Raw genomic sequence first — 24398 nt, 5'->3', positions numbered from 1 at the left:
GCAGGACCGCATCCGGTGCGGCGCCCGCTCGTTGGAACGATGTGCACGCTTACGAATCCTCCAGGCCCCAGCCCAGCCACCGGCACATCCCCGGCATGCGTTCGTCCTACGAGCGGCCGGCGCCCTCGGCGACGCCCATCTACGACGCCCTGTGCGCCGAGTACCGCAGGCTGTTCCGGGCGCTGCCCGGGGACCGCACGGGCGAGGAGGACCTGCGCTTCGTGGCGTTCTCGACCAGCTACGGCGTGGGCGCGGGCAGTTGGCGCTGGCGTGAGCCCGGATACGCCGGGTACGGCGGCATCGGCACCCCCCAGGCGGCGCGGCTGAGCCCGGCCGCGCTGCCCCCCGGCGGACGGCGCGGCGGCGACCCGCACGAGGCTGCCAGGAGCCGCTGAGGCGGCTCCTGGCAGCGCCCGGGGGGCGTCACTTCCGCCGGCCGCGCTTCTCCCGCACGCGGACCGAGACCTGGATCGGCGAGCCCTCGAAGCCGAACTCCTCGCGCAGCCGCCGCTCGATGAAGCGGCGGTAGTTCGCTTCGAGGAACCCGGAGGCGAAGAGCACGAAGCGCGGGGGCCGCGTGCCCGCCTGGGTGCCGAACAGAATCCGCGGCTGCTTCCCGCCGCGCACCGGATGCGGGTGGGAGGCCACGAGCTGGCCGAGGAACCCGTTCAGCTTCCCGGTCGGCACCCGGCTCTCCCAGCTCTCCAGCGCCGTCTCCACGGCCGGCACCAGCTTCTCGACGTGCCGGCCGGTGCGCGCCGAGATGTTGACCCGCGGCGCCCACTGCACCTGGACCAGCTCCTGCTCGATCTCCCGCTCCAGGTAGAACCGGCGCTCCTCGTCCATGACGTCCCACTTGTTGTAGGCGATCACCAGGGCCCGGCCGGCCTCCACGGCCATGGTGATGATGCGGGTGTCCTGCACGCTGATCGGCTCGTTGACGTCGATCAGGACCACCGCGGCCTCCGCCTTCTCCAGGGCGGCGGCGGTGCGCAGCGAGGCGTAGTAGTCCGCACCGTCCTGGAGGTGGACCCGCCGCCTGATGCCCGCCGTGTCGACGAATCGCCAGGTCTTCCCGCCCAGCTCGATCAGCTCGTCCACCGGGTCCCTCGTAGTCCCGGCCACGGGGTCGACGACCACCCGCTCCTCGCGCGCCACCTTGTTCAGCAGGGACGACTTGCCGACATTCGGCCGCCCGATCAGCGCGATGCGGCGCGGGCCGCCCGCCGTGTCGCCGAACGTCTCGGCGGGCGCGTCCGGCATGACCGCGAGCACCGCGTCGAGCATGTCGCCCGTGCCGCGGCCGTGCAGGGCGGAGACGGGGTGCGGCTCGCCGAGGCCGAGTGACCACAGGTAGGTGGCGTCGGACTCCATCGAGAAGCCGTCGACCTTGTTGGCACACAGCACGACGGGCTTGCCCGCCCTGCGCAGCAGCTTGACCACGGCCTCGTCGGTGTCGGTCGCGCCCACCGTGGCGTCCACGACGAGGACGACGGCGTCGGCGGTTTCGATGGCGAACTCGGCCTGGGCGGCGACGGACGCCTGGATGCCCAGCACGTCCTGCTCCCAGCCGCCGGTGTCGACCACCTTGAAGCGCCGCCCGGCCCACTCGGCCTCGTAGGTGACGCGGTCCCTGGTGACGCCGGGCCGGTCCTCGACGACGGCCTCCCGGCGGCCGAGAATCCGGTTGACCAAGGTCGACTTGCCGACGTTCGGCCGCCCGACGACGGCGAGCACCGGCAGCGGTCCTGCCGCCGCCGCGGCGAGGTCGCCCTCGATGTCCTCGGCGTCGAAGCCCTGCTCCCTGGCGAGCTCCATGAACTCCGCGTACTCGGCGTCGCCGAGCGCGCCGTGCGCGTCCGCGCTGCCCGGGTGGTTCTGGTCGTTCATGGAGTCCTGTACCTCGTCCGTGTCCGTTGATTGAGTGCGTGGAGGACGCACGGCCGACCCTAACGGGCCGTGCGCCGCCTGGCGTCGCGCAGATGGGCGGCCAGGCTCTCCTGGAGGCGGGCCGTCGCCTCGTCGAGCGCCGCCCGGGTGCGCCGCCCGCCACCGACGGTGACCGGCTCGCCGAACACCACGTCGATGCGGGAGCGCGCGGCCGGGAGCGCCGGTATGACCCGGCCCCGCCGCTCGCCGCTGCCGAGCACGACGACGGGCACGACCGGCGCCTGCGCGCGCAGCGCGAAGTAGGCCAGGCCCGAGCGCAGCGCGGCGAAGTCCCCGACGCCGCGGGTCCCTTCCGGGAAGATGCCGAGCACCCCGCCCGCGTCGAGCACCGCGAGCGCGGAGGTGACGGCGGCGCGGTCCGCGCCCGACCTGTCGACCCCGATCTGACCGATGCCGCGCAGGAACGTGCCCAGCGGCCCGATGAACGCCTCCTGCTTGACGAGGAAGTGCACCGGGCGCGGCGCGGTGCCCATCAGCACCGGGCCGTCGACATTGTGCGCGTGGTTGACGGCGAGGATGACGGGGCCGGCGGCGGGCACCCGCCAGGCGCCGAGCACGCGGGGCCGCCAGACGGTGTGGATCACGCCGACCGACAGGCGGCGTCCGGCCGCCGCGCCGCGGGCGGCGGGCGGGGTCACCGTGCCCGCCGCTTCCACTCTTCGACCAGGGTGACCACACACTCGACGACCTGCCCGAGCGTCAGCTCGCTGGTGTCCACCTCCACCGCGTCGTCCGCCTTGGCCAGCGGCGACGCCTTGCGGCCCGAGTCGACCGCGTCCCGCTTGACGAGCGCCTCCCGGGTGGCGGCCACATCGGCCGCGTCCTTCCCCTTCAGCTCCGCGCTGCGCCGCGCGGCCCGCACCTCGGGTGAGGCGGTCAGGAAGACCTTGACGTCGGCGGCGGGCAGCACCGTGGTGCCGATGTCCCGGCCCTCGACGACGATGCCGCCGGGGGCCTCGGCCGCGATGGTCCGCTGCAGCTCGGTGATCCGGACCCGCACCTCGGGTACGGCACTCACCGCGCTGACCGCCGCGGTGACCTCGGAGGTGCGGATCGGCGCCGAGACGTCCGCGCCGTCCACCGTGATGGTGGGCCCCTGGGGGTCGGTGCCGGAGACGATCAGGGGCTTGTCGCAGGCGCCGGCGACGGCCACGGGGTCCTTGACGTCGATGCCGTTGGCCAGCATCCACCACGTCATGGCCCGGTACTGGGCGCCGGTGTCGAGGAAGCCGAGGGACAGGCGCGTGGCGACGGCCTTGGAGGTGCTGGACTTTCCCGTGCCGGAGGGGCCATCGATGGCGACGATGACGGAGGATTCAGCCACGGCGGTGCGCACCTTTCTCAAAGACGGGTCCCGTGCGCCTCATGCTCGGCGCGGGAGAGGCATGGAGGGCCCGGCGCCCCCCGGCAAGGGCCGACGCCCCGCTCAAGAAAAGGGCCCTCACCAGAAGAAGCGTACCGGCACCCGGGTGGCGGCCCTACTGCCGGATCGACCAGCCCCGCTCGCGCAGCGACGCGATCAGGACGGGTGCGGACACCGGCTCGACCATCAGCTGAACGAGACCGGCCTGCTGCCCGGTGGCGTGCTCGATGCGCACATCCTCGATATTGACCCCGGCCCGCCCGGCGTCGGCGAAGATGCGGGCCAGCTCGCCCGGCTGGTCCGTGATGAGCACCGCCACCGTCTCATACGCGGCCGGCGCGGCCCCGTGCTTGCCCGGCACCCGCTCCCGGCCCGCGTTCCCCCGCCGCAGCACGGCCTCGATGCCCGCGGCGCCGCCCTCGCGCTTGGCCTCGTCCGCTGCCTCCAGGGCGCGCAGCGAGCGGATGGTCTCCTCCAGGTCAGCGGCCAGCTCGGCGAGGACGTCGGCGACGGGCCCCGGGTTGGCCGCGAGGATGTCCAGCCACATGCGGGGCTCCGAGGCCGCCAGCCTGGTCACGTCCCGGACCCCCTGCCCGCACAGCCGGACCGCGGACTCGTCCGCGGTGCCGAGCCGCGCGGCCAGCAGGCTGGACAGCAGCTGCGGAGCGTGCGAGACCAGCGCGACGGCCCGGTCGTGCGCGTCCGCGTCCATGACGACGGGCACCGCGCGGCACAGCGCGACCAGCTCGAGTACGAGGTTCAGCACCTCGGTCTCGGTGTCAGGCGTGGGCGTGAGCACCCACGGCCTGCCCTCGAAGAGGTCGGCGGTCGCGGCCAGCGGCCCGGAGCGCTCCCGGCCCGCCATGGGGTGCGAGCCGAGGTAGGAGGCCGTGTCGCCGCCGAGACCGGCCAACTCGCGGCGCGGGCCGCCCTTGACGCTGCCGACGTCCGCGTAGGCGCGGGCCGCGCCGCGGCGCTGGAGACCGGCCACGGTGGGGGCGATCAGGGCGGGCGGCACGGCGATCACCGCGAGGTCGACCCGGCCCTCGGGCTGCTCCTCGGTGCCGGCGCCGAGGGCGGCGGCCGTTCGGGACCGGTCCGGGTCGGTGTCGGCCAGGTGCACCCGCACGCCCCGGCCGGAGAGGGCGAGGGCGAGGGAGGTACCGATCAGGCCGGTGCCGATGACGAGGGCGGTGCGCATCGTTCCAGCGTAGTGCCGCGGGCGGCGGCGCAGGGCCGCCCGTTACAGGCCCACCTCGCGCATCAGCCGGCCCACCTCGGTGTTGGTCATCCTCCGCAGCCAGCCCGACTTCTGGTCGCCCAGCACGATCGGCCCGAACCTGGTCCTGACCAGCTTGTCCACCGGGAAGCCCGCCTCGGCGAGCATACGGCGCACAATGTGCTTGCGGCCCTCGTGCAGCGAGACCTCGACCAGGTAGTTGCGCCCGGTGTTCTGCACGACCCGGAAGCTGTCGGCGCGGGCGTAGCCGTCCTCCAGCTCCACGCCCGCCTTCAGCCGCTTGCCGAGGTCGCGTGGGATCGGCCCCTGGATGGCGGCGAGGTAGCCCTTGGTCACGCCGTACTTCGGGTGCGTGAGGCGGTGGGCCAGCTCGCCGTGGTTCGTCAGCAGGATCAGGCCCTCGGTGTCGGTGTCGAGCCGGCCCACGTGGAACAGCCGCGTCTCGCGGTTCTGCACGTAGTCGCCCAGGCACTGCCTGCCGTCGGGGTCCTCCATCGAGGACACGACGCCGACCGGCTTGTTCAGCGCGAAGAACAGGTGCGACTGGGTGGCGACGGTCAGACCGTCCACCCTGATCTCGTCCTTGTCCGCGTCCACCCGCCGCCCCTGGGAGGTGACAATCTTGCCGTTCACCTCGACCCTGGCCTGGTCGATCAGCTCCTCGCACGCCCGCCGGGAGCCGAGCCCGGCGCGGGCCAGCACCTTCTGGAGGCGCTCGCCCTCCTGGTCGCCGAACGTCTTGGGGAGGCGCGGCCCCGCCGGCTTGTCGTGGCGCGCGCGGTTGCGCTCCTCGATCTGCGCGTCGTACTCGCGGGAACGCGCCGGAGCGGCCCGCTTCTTGCGCGGCGCCGGGCCGCCGCCGCTGCCGTACCTGCGCTCCTCCGGGCGGGGCCGGCCCGAGCTCTGCTGCCGGTCGTCGCGGCTGTTGCCCGCGCCCCGGTAGTTCCGGTTGCTGTTCCTGCCGCTGCTTCGCATCAATGATCCGTTGGGGAGTCGCCGGTGTCGTCTTCTTCGTCCACGTCGAACGACGGCACTCCCTCCTGGCTCTCGCCCTCGACCTGCTCCGCCTCGGGGAGGAAGGGCGCCAGCTCGGGTAGCTCGTCAAGGCCGCGCAGGCCCATCCGCTCCAGGAAGTAGTGCGTCGTCACATACAGGATCGCACCTGTTTCGGGTTCGGTGCCCGCCTCGGCCACCAGCCCGCGCTGGAGCAGGGTGCGCATGACACCGTCACAGTTCACGCCGCGGACGGCGGAGACCCGGGAACGGGTGACCGGCTGCCGGTAGGCGACGACCGCCAGCGTCTCCAGGGCGGCCTGCGTGAGCCGGGCGTGCTGGCCGTCCAGGACGAAGCCCTCGACGGCCGCCCCGTACTCGGGCCTGGTGTAGTAGCGCCAGCCACCCGCGATCAGCCGCAGCTCGAAGCCGCGGCCCTCGCGCGTGTACTCGTCGGCCAGCTCGCGCAGCGCGGCCGCCACCGCGCGCCGCGGCCGGTCGAGCACCTTCGCCAGGTGCTCCTCGGTGGCCGGCTCGTCGACGACCATGAGGACCGCTTCCAGCGAGGGCTTCAGCGGCGGCTGCGCGGGCGGTGCCGCGGTGGTGGTGTCCTCGCTCATGAAAGCTGCGCCTTTCCTTCCTCCCGGGCCCCGTCCGCCGTCTCCCGCGGCACGGCCTGGTCGAACTCGTCGGTGACCAGCGGACGCCCCGGCTCGGCCCCCTGCCAGCTGATGATCAACGGGCCGAGCGCCTCGTCCTGGTCGAGCGTCACGGCACGCTCCCGGTACAGCTCTAGCAGGGCGAGGAAGCGGGCCACGACGGTGAGCGTGTCCTGGGCGTCGCGGGTCAGCTCGGCGAAGTCGGCCCGGCCCAGCTCCCTCAGCCGCGCGACGAGGACCTCGGCCTGTTCGCGCACGCTGACCAGCGGGGCGTGGATGTGGTCGACGTACACCTGCGGCTTCGGCTTGGGCTGCATGGCCTTCACCGCGAGGCGGGCGAACCCCTCGGGGCCGATGCGGATGACGACGTCGGGCAGCAGCTCGGCGTGGTGCGGTTCGAGGCCGACGGTGCGCGGATGGCGGCTGGCCTCAGCGGCCAGGCGGTCGTTGAAGATATCCGCGACCCGCTTGTAGGCGCGGTACTGGAGCAGCCGCGCGAAGAGGAGGTCGCGGGCCTCCAGCAGCGCCAGGTCGGCCTCGTCCTCGACCTCGGCGGTGGGCAGCAGCCTGGCGGCCTTCAGGTCCAGCAGGGTGGCCGCGACCACCAGGAACTCGGTGGTCTGGTCGAGGTCCCAGTCCGGGCCCATGGCACGGATGTGGGCCATGAATTCATCGGTGACGCGGGAGAGGGCGACCTCGGTGACGTCCAGCTTGTGCCGGGAGATGAGCTGGAGCAGCAGGTCGAACGGCCCCTCGAAGTTTTCGAGAACGACCTTGAACCGCCCGTCGTCCGCGTCCTGGGCACCGTCCGCGGACTCCTCCGGGTCTGCGGCGGCTTCCTCGGCCGCTGGCTCGGCCGCGGCCTCGGAGGGCTCCTCGGCCGTGGCGGGCGGCGGCGGCTCGGCGCCCGCCGCCGGAGTCCCGGCGCCGGCATCGGCCGGCTCCTCGGGAGTTTCACCGGCGGGCGCGGGAGCGGCTTCGGGAAGCTGCGTTCCCGGGCCGCGGCCGAGCAGGCGCCGGTGGCGTGCCGGGGTGGTCACCCGGGGGTCAACGGCCACGCAGGCGGCGCACGAGGATGCTCGCGTCGCCGCGGGATTCCAGATCGGCCAGGACGACGGCGACGGCCTCGCGCACGATGCGGCCGCGGTCCACGGCGAGACCGTGCTCGCCGCGCAGCACCAGCCTGGCGTGCTCCAGGTCCATCAGCTCCTCGGCGGAGACGTAGACCGTGATCTTCTCGTCGTGGCGCTCACGCCCGCTGGGGCGGCGAGGGCTGCGCCCGCGGCGCCGTTCGTTCGCCGGTGCGGCGCCCGTGCTGTTCGCCCGGGCGCTCTTGCCCGCGCCGGACGGCGTCTGACGGCCGGCGGGCTCGCGCTTGGGCTGCCCGGGCACGGCCGCCTCGCGGCCCGCGCCCGGCGTGCGGCCCGCGGTCTTCGGCTCCTGCTGCCGCGTGCCCTCGCCCTCCTCACCGCCGGGCGCCTGCTCCCCCGGGGAGGGGGAGGGCACCCGCGGCGCGGAAGGGCTCTCGGCGGTGCCGCCGGCGTTCTCGGGAGGGGACGAGGGCTGCACCGCGGCCCCTCCGGTACTACGGAACAGTTCGTCGGCCGCCGGGAGACTCACTCGGCGTGGCACCGGGCGAGCACCTCCCTGGCCAGCTGGCGATACGCCGCCGCCCCCACCGAGTTGGAGGCATACGTGGTGATCGGCTCCCCGGCGACCGTGGTCTCGGGGAAGCGGACGGTGCGCCCGATGACGGTGTGGTAGACGTTGTCGTCGAACGCCTCCACGACCCGGGCGAGTACCTCCCGGCTGTGCACCGTGCGGGAGTCGTACATCGTCGCCAGGATGCCGTCGAGGCGCAGCTCCGGGTTCAGCCGCTCCTGCACCTTCTCGATCGTCTCGGTGAGCAGTGCCACCCCGCGCAGGGCGAAGAACTCGCACTCGAGCGGAACGATCACCTTGTGCGCCGCGGTAAGCGCGTTCACCGTGAGGAGGCCGAGCGAGGGCTGGCAGTCGATGATGACGAAGTCATAGTCGCCGAGCAGCGGTTGCAGCGCCCGCTGGAGGGTGGACTCGCGGGCCACCTCGCTGACGAGCTGCACCTCGGCCGCCGAGAGGTCGATGTTGCTCGGCAGCAGGTCCATGCCGGCGACCGCCGTCTTCAGCAGCACCTCGTCCGGCGCCATCCCCCGCTCCATGAGCAGGTTGTAGACGGTGAGGTCGAGCTCCATCGGGTTGACCCCGAGGCCGACGGACAGCGCGCCCTGCGGGTCGAAGTCGACCAGCAGCACACGGCGGCCGTACTCCGCCAGCGCGGCCCCCAGATTGATGGCCGAGGTCGTCTTGCCGACCCCGCCCTTCTGGTTGCACATGGCGATGATCTTGGCCGGACCGCGCTCGGTGAGCGGCCCGGGAATGGGGAAGTACGGCAGCGGACGGCCGGTCGGTCCGATGCGCTCCCGGCGCTGCCGGGCCGCATCGGGGGCGATGGTGGCCGCGTACTCGGGATCGGGCTCGTACTCCGCGTCCGGGTCGTAGAACTGCCCGTCCGGAAGCTCTTCGTAGTCGGGGAAACGGCCGGCCTCGCCGCCCGTTCGGTCTCCTGCCATGGCATTGGCGTCATGGCTGTCCGTGCTCTGATGCGCTGTCATGCTCGGCTGGCTCTGGTGGGTTGCGTAGGAATGGACAGCGACGGAGCTCCTGTGGCCCGCCGGCTCCGAGGCGCCCTGATGCCGCTCCGGGACCCCTGGTTGTCCCCCCCGGGGAGTAATTGTCGACTCATTCACAAGTCGTCTTACCTCCTTGGGGACCAGGAAACTTCTAGACAGGGTCAGCGTTGCACCATGCCGACGTTTGGCGACTCTATGGCGTGTCGGTGGTTCGCAGCAACACAATCCGCCGGACCGGCACGGATGTGTCGGGCCTCGAACATTCGGTTGTCAAGGCCACAAGACGCGTCAGTGGGACGATTCAACGGCGCACGAATCGGTTAAAGCACTACGTTCGCGACGAGTTGGCCGCCGCGCGACGGCGCGCGCGACGCCCGCTCCGCGCCGACGCGCCGGGTTCGCGCCCGGCGTGGTGTGACATTCCCGATGTTGACGCCGGGAGTTGACCGCGCCCGCGTATCAGCCGAGCACCGCGTGCAGCTCCGCGTGCGGCAGGTCGTGCGCCTGCGCCACCGGGCCGCAGACGACGTGGCCGTCGTGCACATTGACCCCCGCGGCGAGCGCCGGGTCACGGCGAACGGCCTGCTGCCAGCCCTGGTTGGCCAGCTCCACGATATACGGCAGCGTCGCGCTGGTGAGCGCGTGGGTGGACGTGCTCGGCACCGCGCCCGGCATATTGGCGACGCAGTAGAGGAGCGATTCATGGACCGCGAACGTGGGGTCCGCGTGCGTCGTCGGGCGCGAGTCGGCGAAACAGCCGCCCTGGTCGATCGCGATGTCGACAAGAACACTGCCCGGCTTCATGCGCGCCACCGTCTCATTGGTCACCAGCTTGGGCGCCCTGGCCCCCGGCACGAGTACCGCGCCGACGACCAGGTCGGCGGCGAGCACCGCCCGTTCGACCTCGAAGGCGTTGGCGGCCACGGTCCGTACCTGGGTGCCGAAGATCCGGTCGGCCTCGCGGAGCTTGGCGATGTCCTTGTCCAGGACGGTGACCTGGAAGCCCATGCCGACCGCGATCTGCGTGGCGTTCCACCCCGAGACCCCGGCGCCGATGACGACGGCCGAGGCCGCCGGGGTGCCGGGCACGCCGCCGGGCAGCACACCGCGCCCGCCGGCGGAACGCATCAGGTGGTAGGCGCCCACCTGCGGCGCGATCCGCCCGGCCACCTCCGACATCGGGGCCAGCAGCGGGAGCTGGCGGCCCGGCCCCTCGACCGTCTCGTAGGCGATGGCCGTGGTGCCGGAGCGCAGCAGCGCGTCGGTGCACGCGCGGGAGGCGGCCAGATGGAGGTAGGTGAACAGCACCTGGTCCTTGCGCAGCCGGTGGTACTCCTCGGCCACTGGCTCCTTGACCTTCAGGACCAGGTCCGCCCTGGCCCACACCTCGTCGGCGTCCGCGACCAGCTCGGCCCCGGCCGCGGCGTACTCGTCGTCGGGAATGGCGGAGCCGAGGCCGGCGCCCCGCTCCACGTAAACCTGGTGTCCGCCGGTGACGAGCTCATGCACTCCGGCCGGGGTGGTGGCCACGCGGAACTCGTTGTTTTTGACCTCACGGGGGATGCCGACCTTCACGTCGATCACGGTCCTTGCGTCACGGAGGGTTACGGCAGCCATTCTAATGAAGGATTGACCGATGTACAGCCTTGCTTTCAGTCAATTTTCGGCGACTCTAGCTCTGTTTCATTACTGTTTCCCTCTGTAGTCACAGAGGATTCCACCGGGCGGGTCCGGGCCAGGAGCGCCTGGGCCGCGGAACGGTGGGCAGCGGCGGCCGCGGAGTGGCCGAGCCGGTCGGCGCTGTCGGCGAGGCGCAGGCGCAGCGCGGCCTGGAGGCGGCGGTCGCCCGACCGTTCCGCCAGCCGCAGCGCCTCCTCCCCCGTGCGGCCCGCCTCCTGAAGCCTGCCCGCGTACTCCTGCACCCGCGCCGTCTCCGCGACAGCCCGCGCGTGGGCACGCGCGTCCCCCGTCCTGCGGTGCGCCGCGGCGGCTGCGCGCCAGGCGCGCAGCGCCTCGGGCCAGTTGCCGGTGTAGGTCCACGCGGCGGCGATGCGGCCGTGCAGCCGCGCCTGCGCGAGCAGGTCGCCGCGGGACTGGGCGAGCGCGACGGCCCTGCTGTACCAGTCGGCGGCCCGCTGCCAGTCGCCGAGCTCCGCGTAGGTGCCCGCGATGGACTCCAGAGTGCGGCCGACGGCCAGCGGGTCGGCCTGGTCCCGTTCGCTCCTGGCCGCCTCCAGGGCGGCCCGGTACCGCTGAAGGGCCTCGGCCAGGCGGCCCGTGCGAGCGTCGATGTCGCCGAGGTTGAGCAGCGCGGCGGCACGTTCCCTCGGCAGGTTCTGGCGCTCGGCGACGCCGAGCACCAGCTCGTGCAGCCGGTACAGCTCCGGGGCCGCCGCCTCCGCGCCGCGGTGGGCGATCAGGGCGCGGCTGAGGGCGCTCACCAGGCGGCGGGCGAGCGTGTCGAGCTGCCCGTCCGCCACGACCAGGCGGGCGGCGGCCAGCAGCGCCGGCTGCCGGGAGGCCAGCCAGCCGGCCGCCTCGGCGCGTCCGGCGAACCGGAGGGAACCGGGCAGGCCCGCCAGCCACGCGCGGGCCGGCGTGCCCTGCGGCTCGGTGACCGCGTGGCAGGCGCGCAGCAGCCGGACGGTCCGCTCCAGCATGCGGGCACGCGCGAGCAGGATCTCCGCGGGCCGGTCCCCGGCGTGCAGCAGCGCCCGCAACAGCGCGTCCAGGCAGCCGGGCACCAGGTACTGGGCGCCGCCGCCCGCGCCCTCGCGGGCGGGCACAGGCCGCAGCAGCCCCGCGGCGGCGAAGCCGGCCAGGGCGGTGCGGGCGGTCGGCACGGGGCAGCCGGCCAGGGCGGCGGCGGTGTGCGCGTCGACCAGGCCCGCCGGGGCCAGCGCGAGCAGCCGCAGCATCCGGGCCGCGGGCGCGGGCAGCGCGGCGTGCGCGAGGCGGAACGCGCGGCGCAGCGGCTCGTCCGCGGCGTCGGGCGGCGGGTACGGGGGCGGGGCCGGGAAACCGGGCGGGGCGGACGAGGGGGGCGGAGCGGCGTCCTCGTCCGCCTCCTGCTCGGCGGCCTCGCCGGAGGCGGCCGCGGCATCTCCCGCCTCGGCCATGCGCCGCACGGCGTCGGCGACGGTGGCCTCCGGGTGCGCGGCCAGCCAGCCGGCCACGAGAACGAGGGCGGCGGGCTGGTGGCCGCACGCCTCGGCCAGGGTGTCGGCCGCGCCGGGGTCCACGGTGATGCGGACATCGCCCGCGCCCCGCTCCAGCAGCGACACGGCGGTGATCCGGTCCAGGGCACCGATGGTGCAGGGGCGGACGTCGGGCACCTTGGGAAGCGGCCCGCGCGAGACGGCCACCACCAGGCAGTCGCGGTGGTCGGGCACCAGCTCGGCGAGTTGCTCGGCGCTGTAGACGTCGTCGAGCAGCAGCACGACGCGGCGCCCGTCGAGCGCCTCGCGCAGGATGTCGGCCAGCTCGTCCTCTTCGGCCCCGGGCGGGGCGTCGGCGCCCAGCTCCGTCAGCAGGTCGCGCACGACGCGTTCGACGGGCACCGGGCTGCCGCCCGGCTCGGTCAGCCGGGCGCGCAGCAGCCCGTCCGGGTAGTCGGCGCCGCCGCTGATCCCGGCGGCGAACTCCTCGGCCAGCGCCGTTCTCCCGCTGCCGGGACGGCCGGCGATCAGCAGGACCCGGCCGCGGGCCACGGGGCGGCCGGCGAGGGTGTGGAGGCCGGCCTTCTCCACGTCGGAGTGCAGCGCGGCCAGCTCGCTTCTGCGGCCGAGGAATCCGGGAGAGCCGGCCCCGCCGGTGACTGTCTGTTCGGTCACATCCGTCACGGGCCGAGCGTATGCCACGCCGCGGCAGGGGGCCGGTCAGGACACGTCAGGCCGGGAACGGGCGGGCAGGCCAGGGCGCGTTGGCGGGGCGCAGCGACTCGACGCCGTCGCCGGCGCGGGCGGCCTGGAGCGCCAGCACGCCCACGGCCAGGCAGGTGTTGTGCAGCCGGCCGGCGAGCACGCCGCGGACCAGATCCGCCACCGGCACCCGGTCGTGCCGCATGTCGGCCTCCTCGCCGAACACCTCGAACCGTTCGCCCTCGGCCTCCGACAGCTCCCTGGCCAGGAAGACGCGCACGGCCTCGTCGCTGCCACCCGGTGTGGTGTAGACGTCGGCGAGCACGCGCCAGTCCTCGGCCTTCACGTGCGCCTCCTCGTACAGCTCCCGCTGCGCGGCGTGCAGGGGATTCTCGCCGGGGACGTCGAGGAGCCCGGCGGGGATCTCCCAGAGCTTGTGGCGGACCGGGTGGCGGTACTGCTCGATGACGACCACCCGGTCCCGTTCGTCGAGGGCGAGAACGGCGACGGAACCGGGGTGCACCTGGTAGTCGCGGCGGGCGGCGGAGCCGTCCGGCATCACCACGTCGTCGGCGCGGACGCTGGTCTTGTTGCCCGTGAACGGGGTGTCCGTGGCGGTCACGGACCAGTGTTCCGGGGTGTCGGCGAGGAACTCGCGGGGCTGCTCGGTCATGGCCCCAAGTCTGCCCCGCCCACGGCCCCCGTCCGGCACGGCACCCCGCGACGGGCCGCGTCGCGGGGCGCCGGAGGGAACGCCTCAGTCGGCTCCGCGGCCCGGTGCCTCGTCCGGGTCGGCGACCTGCGCGCCACGGCCGGCCACGGCCGCCCGGATCAGCCCGGCGAACAGCGGGTGCGGACGCGTCGGCCGGGACCGCAGCTCCGGATGCGCCTGCGTCGCCACGAGGTAGGGGTGCACGTCCCGCGGGTACTCCACGTACTCCACCAGCTTGTTGTCCGGGGAGGTGCCGGAGAAGACGAGTCCCGCCTTCTTCTCCAGCTCCGCGCGGTAGGCGTTGTTGACCTCGTAACGGTGCCGGTGGCGCTCCTCGACGTACGGCTCGCCGCCGTACACCTCGCGGACGACGGAGCCCTCGGCGAGCTTGGCCGGATACAGGCCGAGCCGCATCGTGCCGCCCATGTCACCGTCGCCGGCGACGATGTCCAGCTGCTCCTCCATCGTGGAGATCACCGGGTGGGCGACGGCCTGGTCGAACTCGGTGGAGTTGGCGCCCTCGATCCCGGCGAGGTTGCGCGCCGCCTCGATCACGATGCACTGGAGGCCGAGACACAGCCCGAGCAGCGGGATGCGCTGCTGTCTGGCGTAGGTGATGGCGGCGATCTTGCCCTCGATGCCGCGGTCGCCGAAGCCGCCGGGAACGCAGATCGCGTCGCAGCCCGCGAGCTGCTGGGCCGCCCCGCCCGGCGGGCGGCAGTCGTCGGAGGTGACCCACTTGATCCGGACCCTCGCGTTGTTCGCGAAGCCGCCGGCCCGCAGCGCCTCGGTCACCGACAGGTAGGCGTCCGGCAGGTCGATGTACTTGCCGACCAGCGCCACCGTCACATCGTGCTCGGGACGGTGGACGCGGCGCAGCAGATCGTTCCACTCGGTCCAGCTGACGTCGCGGAACGGCAGGTCGAGGCGGCGCACGACGTAGGCGTCCAGGCCCTCGTCGTGCAGCACCTTCGGGATGTCGTAGATCGATTTGGCGTCCATGGCGGCCACCACCGCGGCCTCGTCGACGTCGCACATGAGCGAGATCTTCCGCTTGATCGCGGTGGGCACCTCGCGGTCGGCGCGCAGCACCACCGCGTCGGGGTGGATGCCGATACTGCGCAGGGCGGCGACGGAGTGCTGGGTGGGCTTGGTCTTCAGCTCGCCCGAGGGGCCGATGTAGGGCAGGAGCGAGATGTGCACGACGAAGACGTTGTCCCGCCCGACCTCGTGGCGCACCTGCCGCACGGCCTCAAGGAACGGCAGCGACTCGATGTCGCCGACGGTCCCGCCGACCTCGGTGATCACCACGTCGACGTCGTCGGTGGCCATCCGGCGGATGCGGTGCTTGATCTCGTTGGTGATGTGCGGGATCACCTGCACGGTGTCGCCCAGGTACTCGCCGCGCCGCTCCTTGGCGATCACGGTGGAGTAGATCTGACCGGTGGTGACGTTGGCGCTGCCGTCGAGGTCGACGTCGAGGAAGCGCTCGTAGTGCCCGATGTCCAGGTCGGTCTCGGCCCCGTCGTTGGTGACGAAGACCTCGCCGTGCTGGAACGGGTTCATGGTGCCGGGGTCCACGTTCAGATACGGGTCCAGCTTCTGCATGGTGACTCGAAGTCCGCGTGCCTTGAGCAGCGCTCCGAGGCTGGAGGCGGTGAGCCCCTTGCCGAGCGAGGAGGCGACCCCGCCGGTGACGAAGATGTGCTTGGTCGTCGTACTACTGGGCGGCATGGCCAAGTGGAGCTCCCGTGGTCGCGAGGTCGGATGCAGGACGCTCCGGCGCGGGGATACTCCGGGGGAACGTCGCTTGGGTTCGGGGGTTCACTGCCCTCCGGTCCACGGGCTACCAGGGTATCAGTGGAGGGAACCTAAGGTGACGCCGAAGTGTTTCCATCGAAAGACACCGACATTTTTGAACCAACGTGAACAAGCTCACCCGGGCTGCCCTGGGCAACTGTGACGTACGTCCAGCAGATCGGTGAGCGTCGTCGTATTCTGCTCGGACGCCCAAATGGGCGACGGAAAACCGCACGTCCCACGGGGCGGAACACTGTTCGACTGGAGTGGCAAGTGGCCGGGCGCATCGAGGATTACGCACTCGTCGGGGACATGCAGACCGCCGCCCTTATCGGGCGTGACGGGTCGGCCGACTGGATGTGCCTGCCGCGCTTCGATTCCCATGCCGTGTTCGCCGGGCTGCTCGGCACCGACGACCACGGCTTCTGGCGGATCGGTCCCGCGTACGGCAAGGACATGCCGCCGCCGCGCGCGAGCCGGCGCCGCTATGTGGGTGATTCGCTGATCCTGGAATCCGAGTGGGACACCCCGCGCGGCACGGTCAGAGTGACCGACTTCATGCCGCCGCGCGGGACGGACGCCCCGCAGCTGGTCCGCATCGTCGAGGGCGTCAGCGGCCGGGTGCCGATGCGCTCCGCGCTGCGGATGCGGTTCTCCTACGGCTGGGTGGTGCCCTGGGTGCACAAGGTCGAGGACCGCACGGTGGCCGTCGCCGGGCCCGACTCGGTGTGGCTGGACACCTCGGCCGACACCTACGGCAAGAACCTGACGACCTACTCCGACTTCACCGTCGCGCCGGGCGACCGGGTGGCGTTCACGATCGTCTGGCAGCCCTCGCACAAGAGCGAGCCGCCCGTCGCCGACCCGGAGGAGTCGCTGCGGGTCACGGAGGAGTTCTGGCGGGGCTGGGTCGCGCAGTGCAGCTACCACGGTCCGTACCGCGAGGCCGTGGTCCGCTCCCTGATCACCCTGAAGGCGCTGACCTACGCGCCCACCGGCGGCATCGTCGCCGCCCCCACCACGTCGCTCCCCGAGGAGATCGGCGGCTCGCGCAACTGGGACTACCGCTTCACCTGGCTGCGCGACGCGGCGATCACGCTGTCGTCGCTGCTGCGCACGGGCTACCACGACGAGGCCCGCGCCTGGCGCGAGTGGCTGCTGCGCGCGGTGGCGGGCGACCCGCAGAACCTGCAGATCATGTACGGCATCGCGGGCGAGCGCGAGCTGGCCGAGGCGGAGCTGAGCTGGCTGCCCGGCTACGAGAACAGCCAGCCCGTCCGGGTGGGCAACGGCGCCGCGGGGCAGCTCCAGCTCGACGTGTACGGCGAGGTCACCGAGGCGCTGCACCTGGCGCACATGACGGGCCTGGCCCGCAACGACCACGCCAACCTGCTCCAGCTGAAGCTGATCCGCTACCTGGAGGACCACTGGGACGAGCCCGACGAGGGCATCTGGGAGGTCCGCGGGCCGCGGCGGCACTTCGTGCACTCCAAGGTGATGGCCTGGGTCGCCGTCGACCGCACCGTGAAGCTGGTCGAGTCGGGCGAGGTGGACGGCCCGCTGGAACGGTGGCGCGAGCTGCGGGACGAGATCCACCGTTCGGTGTGCGAGCAGGGCTACGACAAGGAGCGCAACACCTTCACCCAGTCCTACGGCTCCAGGGAGCTGGACGCCTCCCTGCTGCTCATCCCGCAGATGGGTTTCCTGCCGCCCGACGACAAGCGGGTGATCGGCACCATCGAGGCGATCCAGCGGGAGCTGTCCACGCTGGACGGCTTCATCCTGCGCTACCCCACCTCGGGCGAGGAGGCGGGCGTCGACGGCCTGGAGGGCGACGAGGGCGCGTTCCTGGCGTGTTCGTTCTGGATGGCCGACGACTTGGCGATGATCGGCAGGGTCGACGAGGCCCGCAAGCTGTTCGAGAAGCTGCTCGCGCTGCGCAACGATCTCGGCCTGCTGGCCGAGGAGTGGGACCCGCGCCGGATGCGCCAGGTGGGCAACTTCCCGCAGGCGTTCAGCCACGTGCCGCTGATCGACACGGCGCTGCGCCTGACGGCGTCGGGGGCGTACGGCGGCTGATGCGGCGCGCTCGGCCGCCGTACGCCCGGCCGGTCAGGGACCGGTGACCGATACGGACACGTAGTCCACGGTCAGCTTCCCGCCGGACACGGTGGCGGGCGTCGGGGTGGTCTGTCCGGCCACCCCGTTGGGGAACGCGCCGCCCATCGCCAGGTTGAGCAGGATGAAGTGGCCGTGGTCGGTGGCGTTGGCCCACGTCGCGGCGTCCATGTCGGCGGAGCTGACCGAGTGGTACTCCTGGCCGTCCAGGTACCAGCGCAGGTACTCGGTGTCACCTGTGCGGTCCAGCTCGATGGCGTACTCGTGGAACGCCGTGCCGCAGGTGTCGCACGGAGTGGAGGCGCCGATGCCGTTGGTCTCGTTGCACGGGCCGCCGGGGTTGACGCCGCAGTGCAGCACGCCCCAGACCTGCGGCAGGCCGTTGACGTTCTCCATGATGTCGAACTCGCCGATGCCCGGCCAGTTCCAGTAGTTGCCGCGGTAGTCGCCGCCCAGCGTCCAGAACGCGGGCCAGTAGCCGAGGGCCTGTTCACCGGAGACGTCCGGGCGTTTCAGGGAGGCCTCGATCCGCAGCACGCCGCCTTCGGGCGCGGCGAAGTCGGCGCGCTGGGTCTCGATGCGCGCCGAGGTCCAGGCGTCGCCGTCGCGCAGCGCGGTGATCTCCAGCTGTCCCGAGCCGTTCAGCTGGATGTTGGCCGGGTCGTCGGTGTACGTCTGGATCTCGCCGGTGCCCCAGTTGGGCGGCCCGCCCGGGTAGCCGGTGCCGGTGTCGATGATCCAGTCGCTGCCGGCCGGGAGGGAGCCGGCCGGTCCTTCGAAGTCGCTGCGCCAGATCTCGGCGAGCGTGCCGGGCGCGTCCTGTGCGGCGGTGTCGGGCTCCTGCGCGCCGGCGGTGGGGAGGGAGAGGGTGACCAGCGCGGCCAGGGCGGCCACGCCGGCCGCGGCGGCGGCCGGCCACCTGCGGATTTTCAGTTTCATGACAGTGCACTCTTCCGGTGTGGGGGGAAGTGGGGGGTCCGTACAAAAGACGGTGAGAGCGCTCTCATGTCGTGACACTGCACACTGCCGCCGCATGCCGGTAGCGTCAAGAGCCCGCGAAGGAAGAGGACTGAAAAGTGCACGGTGACCATCCCACCCTGGAGGCCGTGGCCGCCCATGCGGGCGTGTCGCGCGCGACCGTCTCACGCGTGGTGAACGGCACGGCGGGGGTCAGGCCCGAACTGAGGGAACGGGTCAAGGCGTCGGTGGCCGCCCTGGGGTACGTGCCGAACATCGCGGCGCGCAGTCTGGTCACGCGCCGCACCGGCGCCGTCGCCGTGGTGATCGCCGAGCCCGAGACCCGGGTCTTCGCGGACCCGTTCTTCGCGCGGCAGCTGCGGGGCATCAGCAGGACGCTGGCGGCGCACGACACGCAGCTGCTGCTGATGCTGCTCGAACAGCGCGCCGACTACGAACGGATAGGGCGCTACCTGACCGGTGGTCATGTGGACGGCACGCTGATGTTCTCGCTGCACAACGACGACCCGCTGCCGGCCATCGCGGCCGCCTCCGGTCTGCCCACCGTCTTCGGCGGCCGGCCGGGCTGGAGCGGCGCCGAGCGGCAGGCGGACATCCTGTACGTGGACACGGACAACCGGGACGGCGCCCGGCAGGCCGTTCGCCACCTGCTCGAACGCGGCAGGAAGCGGATCGCGGTGATCACCGGGCCCCTGGACCAGACCTCCGCCTCCGACCGGCTCGACGGCTACCTCGACGCGCTCGGCGCCGAGGCCCCCGACCCCGGCCTGCACGCGCACGGCGACTTCACGGTGGAGGGTGGCGCGCAGGCCATGGCCTGGCTGCTCGACCGCTCCCCCGGCCCCGCGGCGCGGCCCGACGCGGTGTTCGCGGGCAACGACCTGATGGCGACGGGCGCCCTGCGGACGCTGCGGGACCGCGGCCTGCGGGTGCCGGGCGACGTCGCGGTCGTCGGCTACGACGACCTCGAACCGGCCGCCACCTGGTCCGAGCCCTCGCTGACGACGGTGCGGCAGGACGTGGAACGGATGGGCGAGCTGATGGCCGGCCTCCTGCTGCGACGCCTCGGCCGCGGCGGCGCGGCCGGGAACGACGCACCCCCGGCCCCGGTGGTCACTCCGGCGCGCCTGGTCGTCCGCGGCTCGTCGTGACGGGCGCCCCGCGGACGGCGGGGCGCGTCACGGGGCGGCGGCCAGCTCGTCGTACACGCTGAGCACCTGGGCCACCGTGGTGTCCTCCGTCGGCCAGCTGCGCGCCCTGGCGCGCCCGGCCGCGGCCAGTGCCGCGCGCCGGTCGGGGTCCGACAGCAGCGCGCCGACGGCGGCGCCCAGCGCCTGCGGATCGCCGTAGGGCACCAGGACCGCGGCGTCGCCGACGACCTCGGGGACGCCGCCCACCGCCGTCGCGACCAGCGGTACCCCGCGCCGCAGCGCCTCCTCGGCCAGCGGGGCGCGTCCCGCCCAGCGGGCGATGAGCAGGGCCACGTCGGCGTCGGCGAGCAGCGCGGCCGGGTCGTTCCCCCGGCCGAGGAGCCGGACGGGCAGCCGTTCCCGGTCGATGCGCCGCTGGAGCGCCGTGCGCTCCGGCCCCTCGCCGACGACGGCGAGCAGCGGCTGGGGCGCCAGCCGCCGCCAGCCGCGGGCGGCGGCGAGCAGGACGCCCGCGGTCTGCGAACGGTCGAGCCGCGCCTCGGCGACGAGCAGCGGCCTGCCGACGGCGCCCAGCTCGGCCCTGAGCTTGCACGGCGCGGTGCCCTCGTCCGCCGGGGGCGCGGACGGCAGGGCCACCGGCGCGAGGCGGGCGTCGCGCGCGCCCCGGCTGCGGGCCCGGTCGACGAGGTCGGAGGTGGTGGCGAGCACCACGGACGCGGCGCGTGCCACGCAGGACTCGGTGAGGCTGCGCCCCCGGGCGCGCAGCCCGGGGACCGTGGACCGGCTGTGCCAGGTGACGACGAGGGGCGTGCCGCGGCCGCGCAGCGCCAGCGCGCCGAGCAGCCCGGCCCGCATGCCGTGGGCGTGCACGAGGTCGGCGTCCGCGCACAGGGCCGCGAACATGCCGAGCGCCGCCGGGGTCATCCGCACCGGGACCGGCACGAAGCGCGCCCCGGCCGCGGTGAACCGGTATTTGCGCTCCGCCGGGGGCGCGGCCCCGACCGTGACGCGGACACCGCGGGCGACGAGGCCCGCGGACAGCGAACGAACGTGTGCGCCCGTGCCCACGCTGCCGCCGCCGAGGAGCTGCACCACGTGCAGCGGGGGACGGCCGTGCGGCGGTGCGGTCGAGCTGCTCACGCCATCCTCTCCCGGACTTGCCCGCCGTAGCGGCTTGGTGGTCGCGTCGCCGCCGGCCGGCCCGCGGTGCGCTCGGCGACCTCCCGTTCGCGGGAGTGGGACGGCGTCCAGGATGCCAGCCGGGCCCCTGATCGCGGTAGCGCCCGCCACTCGCACGGGTGAGTGAACGGGCCTATGCCCCCCGCCCCCCGCCGGCCGCGCGGCGGCCGAGGCTCGCCGCGGTGGCCAGCAGTTCCTCGGCGTGGGCACGGGCGAGGCTGGAGTCCTCCTGCCCGGCGAGCATCCGGGACAGCTCGCGCACCCGCCCCTCGCCGTGCACGGAACGCACGCCGCTGCGGGTGACCGACCCGTCGCTGGTCTTCTCCACGACGAGGTGCCGGTCGGCGAACGCGGCGACCTGCGGCAGGTGGGTGACCACCACGACCTGGGCGGAGTCCGCGAGCCTGGCCAGCCGCCTGCCGACCTCGACCGCGGCCTTGCCGCCCACCCCGGCGTCGACCTCGTCGAACAGGTAGGTCGGCACGGGCGCCGCGTCGGCGAACACCACCTCGACGGCCAGCATCACGCGGGACAGCTCGCCCCCGGAGGCACCCTTGGCGATCGGGCGCGCCGGGGCGCCCGGGTGCGGGGCGAGCAGCAGTTCGACTTCGTCGGCGCCGTGCGGGCCGACGGCCACCTGACGGCCGTCGAGGTCGATCGCGTCCTCGTCGTCCGGTGCCGCCTCGGTCAGGCGAACGTCGACGAGGACGCGCGCGTGCGGCATGGCGAGCTGGGCCAGCTCCTCGGTGACCGCGTCGGCGAACCGCTTCGCCGCCTCGCGGCGCGCGTCGGTGAGCGTGGCGGCGAGGCCGGCCAGCCGGTCGCGCAGGGCGTCACGTTCCGCGGTGAGCTCGCCGATGCGGTCGTCGTCGCCGTCCAGCTCGGCGAGGCGCGCGGCGCCGTGCTCCGCCCAGGCCAGCACGGCGGTGCAGCCTTCGGTGTCCCCGTCGCGGTCGGCGTACTTGCGGATGAGGTGGGTGAGTGCGGCGCGGCGCTCCTCCACGGCGGCCAGGCGCAGCGGGTCGGCGTCCAGGCCGTCGGCGTACCCGGCGAGGTCGCCTGAGATGTCGGCCAGCAGGATGGCGACCTCGCCGAGCCGGTCGGCGAGTCCGGCGAGCGCCGGGTCATGGTCGCGGACAGCCTGGAGCGCGCGGTGGGCGCCGCCGGCCAGGGTGACGGCGTCGACGCCCTCGGGGTCGGCCGGGTCGCCGGCCAGCGCACCGTGGGCGGTGGCCGCGGCGGCGGCCAGCGCCTCGGCGTGGCCGAGGCGCGCGGCCTCCGCGGCCAGTTCGGCCTCCTCGCCCGCGCGCGGCTCGGCCGCGGCGATCTCCTCGAGTCCGAACCGCAGCAGGTCGGCCTCCTGGGCACGTTCGCGGGCGCGGGTGGTCAGCTCGGCCAGCTCGGCGGCGACGGCGCGCAGCCGCTGGTACGTCTCCCGGTATTCGACGAGGGGGGCGGACACGGCCCGCCCCGCGTAGCGGTCGAGGGCCCGCCGCTGCCGCGCCGGGCGCAGCAGCCCCTGCTGGTCGGTCTGGCCGTGGACGGCGACCAGGTCCTCGCCCAGCTCGCCGAGCAGTCCCGCGGGAACGGTGCGCCCGCCGACGTGGGCGCGGGAGCGGCCCTCGGCCGAGACGGTGCGGCTGACGAGCAGCGCCCCCTCGTCCAGCTCGGCGCCGGCTTCCACGGCCCGGTGCGCCGCCGCGGAGTCGGGCGCGACGGCGATGCGGCCCTCCACGACCGCGGCGGCGGCGCCGGCCCGTACGTACCCGGCGTCCGCGCGCCCGCCGAGCAGCAGGCCCAGGCTGGTGACGACCATGGTCTTGCCCGCGCCGGTCTCCCCCGTCACCGCGGTGAAGCCGGAGGACAGCTCGACGATGGCGTCGTCGATCACGCCCAGGTCCTTGATCCGCATCTCCTCCAACACGGATACGACCATACGAGGTTAACCGGGCACCTGGCGACGACGGCCCCTGCGGGGAGGCTCCGGCTCAGTGCGTGCCGCCGCGCCAGCCGGCCACCGGGAGGGCGAACTTGGCGACGAGGCGGTCGGTGAAGGGGGCGTGGTGGAGCCGCGCCAGGCGCACGGGAACGGCCCCGCGGCGCACTTCGACGCGGGCGCCGGGCGGCAGGTCGACGCTGCGGCGGCCGTCGCACCACAGCACGCCCGGCCGGGTGTGGTGCCTCAGCTCGACGGCGAGGACCGAGTCCGGCGCGGTGACCAGCGGTTTGGCGAACAGGGCGTGGGCGCTGATGGGCACCATCAGCAGCGCCTCGACCTCGGGCCAGACGACGGGCCCGCCGGCGGAGAACGCGTAGGCGGTGGAGCCGGTCGGGGTGGCGCAGACGACGCCGTCGCCGCCGAAGCCGGAGACCGGACGGCCGTCCACCTCGATCACGACTTCGAGCAGACGTTCGCGGGCGGCCTTTTCCACGGACGCCTCGTTGAGGGCCCAGTCGGCGTACACGGTGTTGCTGTTGTCACGCACGAGAACGTCGAGGGTCATGCGCTCCTCGACCTCGTAGGCGCGGCCGACGACGCGGTCGACGACCTTGTCGAGGTCGTCGCGTTCCGCCTCGGCGAGGAAACCGATGCGGCCGAGGTTGACGCCCAGCATGGGCACGCCCGAGGCGCGGGAGAACTCGGCGCCGCGCAGCAGGGTGCCGTCGCCGCCGAGGACGATGAGGAGTTCGCAGCCGTCCAGGACGCCGCAGCCCGGCGCGTCCTTCTCGACCCGCTCCACCGCCGGGGGCAGCGGCAGGTCGGCGGCCTCCTCGGCGAGTACGCGGACGCCGATGCCGTGGGCGAGTAGCCCCTGGACCACCAGCTCGGCGCTGCGGATGGCCGCGGGGCGGCCGGTGTGCGCGAGCAGGAAGACGGTACGTGCGTCCTCGCTGGTGGTCACTGCGGGCCCTCCGTCACGGCGCGGTCGACGTCGGCCGGGTCGAGTGCGGGTGCCCCGGCGCACAGCCAGAGAAAGTATTCAACATTGCCGGAGGGACCGGGCAGCGGGCTGGCCGTGACGCCCGCCACGCCGAGGCCGTGGCCGGCCGCGTGCCGCGCCACGGTGCGCACGGCCTCGGCGCGCAGCTGCGGGCTGCGCACGACGCCGCCGCTGCCGAGGCGTTCGCGGCCGACCTCGAACTGCGGCTTGACCATGAGCACGAAGTCGGCGCCGGGAGCCGCGCAGCGGACCAGGGCGGGCAGGACCAGGCCGAGCGGGATGAACGACAGGTCGCCGACGACGAGTTCGACCGGCTCGCCGCCGATCTCCGCCACGGTCAGCTCCCGCACGTTGGTCCGGTCCTTGACGATGACGCGGTCGTCGGCGCGCAGGGACCAGGCGAGCTGGCCGTAGCCGACGTCGACGGCGACGACCGGGGCAGCGCCCGCCCGCAGCAGCACGTCGGTGAATCCGCCGGTGGACGCACCGGCGTCCAGGGCGCGCCGCCCGCCGACGGTCAGGCCGCGGGGGGTGAACGCCCCCAGGGCCCCCGCGAGTTTGTGGCCGCCGCGGGAGACATAGTCCGGATCGCCGTTGTCCTCGCGCACGACGACGGCGGCGCTGGTGGCGACCTGGGTGGCGGCCTTGGCCGCGGTGGCGCCGTCCACGGTGACCCGCCCGGCGTCGATCAGCGTTCTGGCGTGCTCCCTGGAACGGGCCAGCCGGCGCCGTACCAGCTCCGCGTCGAGTCGGCTCAGACGTCGCTGTGTCGCTGCTGCCACGG

21 protein-coding genes are annotated in these 24398 nt (G+C 73.7%); 3 read left to right on the top strand and 18 right to left on the bottom strand.

The features are described 5' to 3' along the window. Positions 1–95: 95 nt before the first annotated feature. The gene (locus tag RM779_RS24205) at positions 96–395 is read left to right on the top strand and encodes a hypothetical protein (RefSeq protein WP_253195115.1); all 300 of its coding nucleotides are present in this window, start codon (positions 96–98) and stop codon (positions 393–395) included. Positions 396–423: 28 nt separating this feature from the next. Here the strand turns inward: RM779_RS24205 and der are convergent, their stop codons facing one another. The 13 genes from der to RM779_RS24140 form a co-directional block, all read right to left on the bottom strand. Next, complete coding sequence (gene der / locus RM779_RS24200) at positions 424–1890, bottom strand: ribosome biogenesis GTPase Der (RefSeq protein WP_311619862.1); 1467 nt, start codon at positions 1888–1890, stop codon at positions 424–426. Between the two features lie 59 nt (positions 1891–1949). After that, entirely contained in the window at positions 1950–2588 is a 639-nt protein-coding gene (locus RM779_RS24195; protein WP_311619861.1) for a lysophospholipid acyltransferase family protein, read from the bottom strand. Continuing rightward, complete coding sequence (gene cmk / locus RM779_RS24190; protein ID WP_311619860.1) at positions 2585–3274, bottom strand: (d)CMP kinase; 690 nt, start codon at positions 3272–3274, stop codon at positions 2585–2587. Before cmk ends, RM779_RS24195 begins: the two co-directional genes overlap by 4 nt. Before the next feature lie 154 nt (positions 3275–3428). Beyond that, on the bottom strand, positions 3429–4514 hold the full coding sequence (locus tag RM779_RS24185) for a prephenate dehydrogenase (protein ID WP_311619859.1): 1086 nt from the start codon (positions 4512–4514) through the stop codon (positions 3429–3431). A gap of 42 nt (positions 4515–4556) precedes the next feature. Further along, complete coding sequence (locus RM779_RS24180) at positions 4557–5528, bottom strand: pseudouridine synthase (protein ID WP_311619858.1); 972 nt, start codon at positions 5526–5528, stop codon at positions 4557–4559. Continuing rightward, positions 5528–6166 (bottom strand): SMC-Scp complex subunit ScpB, encoded by a 639-nt coding sequence (gene scpB / locus RM779_RS24175; protein ID WP_311619857.1) that lies wholly within the window; start codon positions 6164–6166, stop codon positions 5528–5530. Before scpB ends, RM779_RS24180 begins: the two co-directional genes overlap by 1 nt. Further along, on the bottom strand, positions 6163–7263 hold the full coding sequence (locus RM779_RS24170) for a segregation and condensation protein A (protein WP_311619856.1): 1101 nt from the start codon (positions 7261–7263) through the stop codon (positions 6163–6165). Before RM779_RS24170 ends, scpB begins: the two co-directional genes overlap by 4 nt. After that, a complete protein-coding gene (locus RM779_RS24165) occupies positions 7253–7825 on the bottom strand; it encodes a hypothetical protein (protein ID WP_311619855.1) in 573 nt (190 codons plus the stop codon). Before RM779_RS24165 ends, RM779_RS24170 begins: the two co-directional genes overlap by 11 nt. Next, entirely contained in the window at positions 7822–8856 is a 1035-nt protein-coding gene (locus RM779_RS24160) for a ParA family protein (protein ID WP_394813377.1), read from the bottom strand. The genes RM779_RS24165 and RM779_RS24160 overlap by 4 nt, the downstream gene beginning before the upstream one ends. Before the next feature lie 477 nt (positions 8857–9333). After that, positions 9334–10449, bottom strand: coding sequence for an alanine dehydrogenase (gene ald / locus RM779_RS24155; RefSeq protein ID WP_311620019.1), 1116 nt, complete (start codon positions 10447–10449; stop codon positions 9334–9336). A 77-nt stretch (positions 10450–10526) separates the two neighbouring features. Then, the gene (locus RM779_RS24150) at positions 10527–12716 is read right to left on the bottom strand and encodes a tetratricopeptide repeat protein (RefSeq protein ID WP_394813376.1); all 2190 of its coding nucleotides are present in this window, start codon (positions 12714–12716) and stop codon (positions 10527–10529) included. 46 nt (positions 12717–12762) lie between these two features. Further along, on the bottom strand, positions 12763–13407 hold the full coding sequence (locus RM779_RS24145; protein ID WP_311619853.1) for an NUDIX hydrolase: 645 nt from the start codon (positions 13405–13407) through the stop codon (positions 12763–12765). 84 nt (positions 13408–13491) lie between these two features. Continuing rightward, positions 13492–15180 (bottom strand): CTP synthase, encoded by a 1689-nt coding sequence (locus RM779_RS24140; RefSeq protein ID WP_311619852.1) that lies wholly within the window; start codon positions 15178–15180, stop codon positions 13492–13494. Positions 15181–15519: 339 nt separating this feature from the next. On the opposite strand from RM779_RS24140, the gene RM779_RS24135 reads away from it, so the two are divergent. Continuing rightward, positions 15520–17325, top strand: coding sequence for a glycoside hydrolase family 15 protein (locus RM779_RS24135; protein ID WP_311619851.1), 1806 nt, complete (start codon positions 15520–15522; stop codon positions 17323–17325). Between the two features lie 33 nt (positions 17326–17358). Here the strand turns inward: RM779_RS24135 and RM779_RS24130 are convergent, their stop codons facing one another. Continuing rightward, a complete protein-coding gene (locus RM779_RS24130; RefSeq protein WP_311619850.1) occupies positions 17359–18303 on the bottom strand; it encodes a glycoside hydrolase family 16 protein in 945 nt (314 codons plus the stop codon). 137 nt (positions 18304–18440) lie between these two features. On the opposite strand from RM779_RS24130, the gene RM779_RS24125 reads away from it, so the two are divergent. Continuing rightward, complete coding sequence (locus tag RM779_RS24125; protein ID WP_311619849.1) at positions 18441–19493, top strand: LacI family DNA-binding transcriptional regulator; 1053 nt, start codon at positions 18441–18443, stop codon at positions 19491–19493. Between the two features lie 27 nt (positions 19494–19520). Here RM779_RS24125 and RM779_RS24120 read toward each other — a convergent pair whose 3' ends face one another. The 4 genes from RM779_RS24120 to RM779_RS24105 all read right to left on the bottom strand — a co-directional run bounded on the left by RM779_RS24120 (position 19521) and on the right by RM779_RS24105 (position 24396). Continuing rightward, complete coding sequence (locus tag RM779_RS24120) at positions 19521–20633, bottom strand: glycosyltransferase family 4 protein (RefSeq protein WP_311619848.1); 1113 nt, start codon at positions 20631–20633, stop codon at positions 19521–19523. A gap of 172 nt (positions 20634–20805) precedes the next feature. Next, positions 20806–22608: a DNA repair protein RecN gene (gene recN, locus RM779_RS24115; RefSeq protein WP_311619847.1), complete on the bottom strand. Its 1803-nt coding sequence runs from the start codon at positions 22606–22608 to the stop codon at positions 20806–20808. Positions 22609–22660: 52 nt separating this feature from the next. Continuing rightward, positions 22661–23575 carry an NAD kinase gene (locus RM779_RS24110; protein ID WP_311619846.1) on the bottom strand — a complete coding sequence of 305 codons (915 nt, stop codon included), beginning with the start codon at positions 23573–23575 and terminating at the stop codon, positions 22661–22663. Continuing rightward, positions 23572–24396, bottom strand: a complete 825-nt coding sequence (locus RM779_RS24105) for a TlyA family RNA methyltransferase (protein ID WP_311619845.1) — start codon at positions 24394–24396, stop codon at positions 23572–23574. Before RM779_RS24105 ends, RM779_RS24110 begins: the two co-directional genes overlap by 4 nt. Positions 24397–24398 lie beyond the last annotated feature (2 nt).

It is taken from the genome of Streptomyces johnsoniae (assembly GCF_031845565.1).
Lineage (GTDB): Bacteria > Actinomycetota > Actinomycetes > Streptomycetales > Streptomycetaceae > Streptomyces > Streptomyces johnsoniae.
The sequence above is the reverse complement of the archived record's forward strand: the minus strand, read 5'-3'. Positions and strand labels throughout refer to the sequence as shown.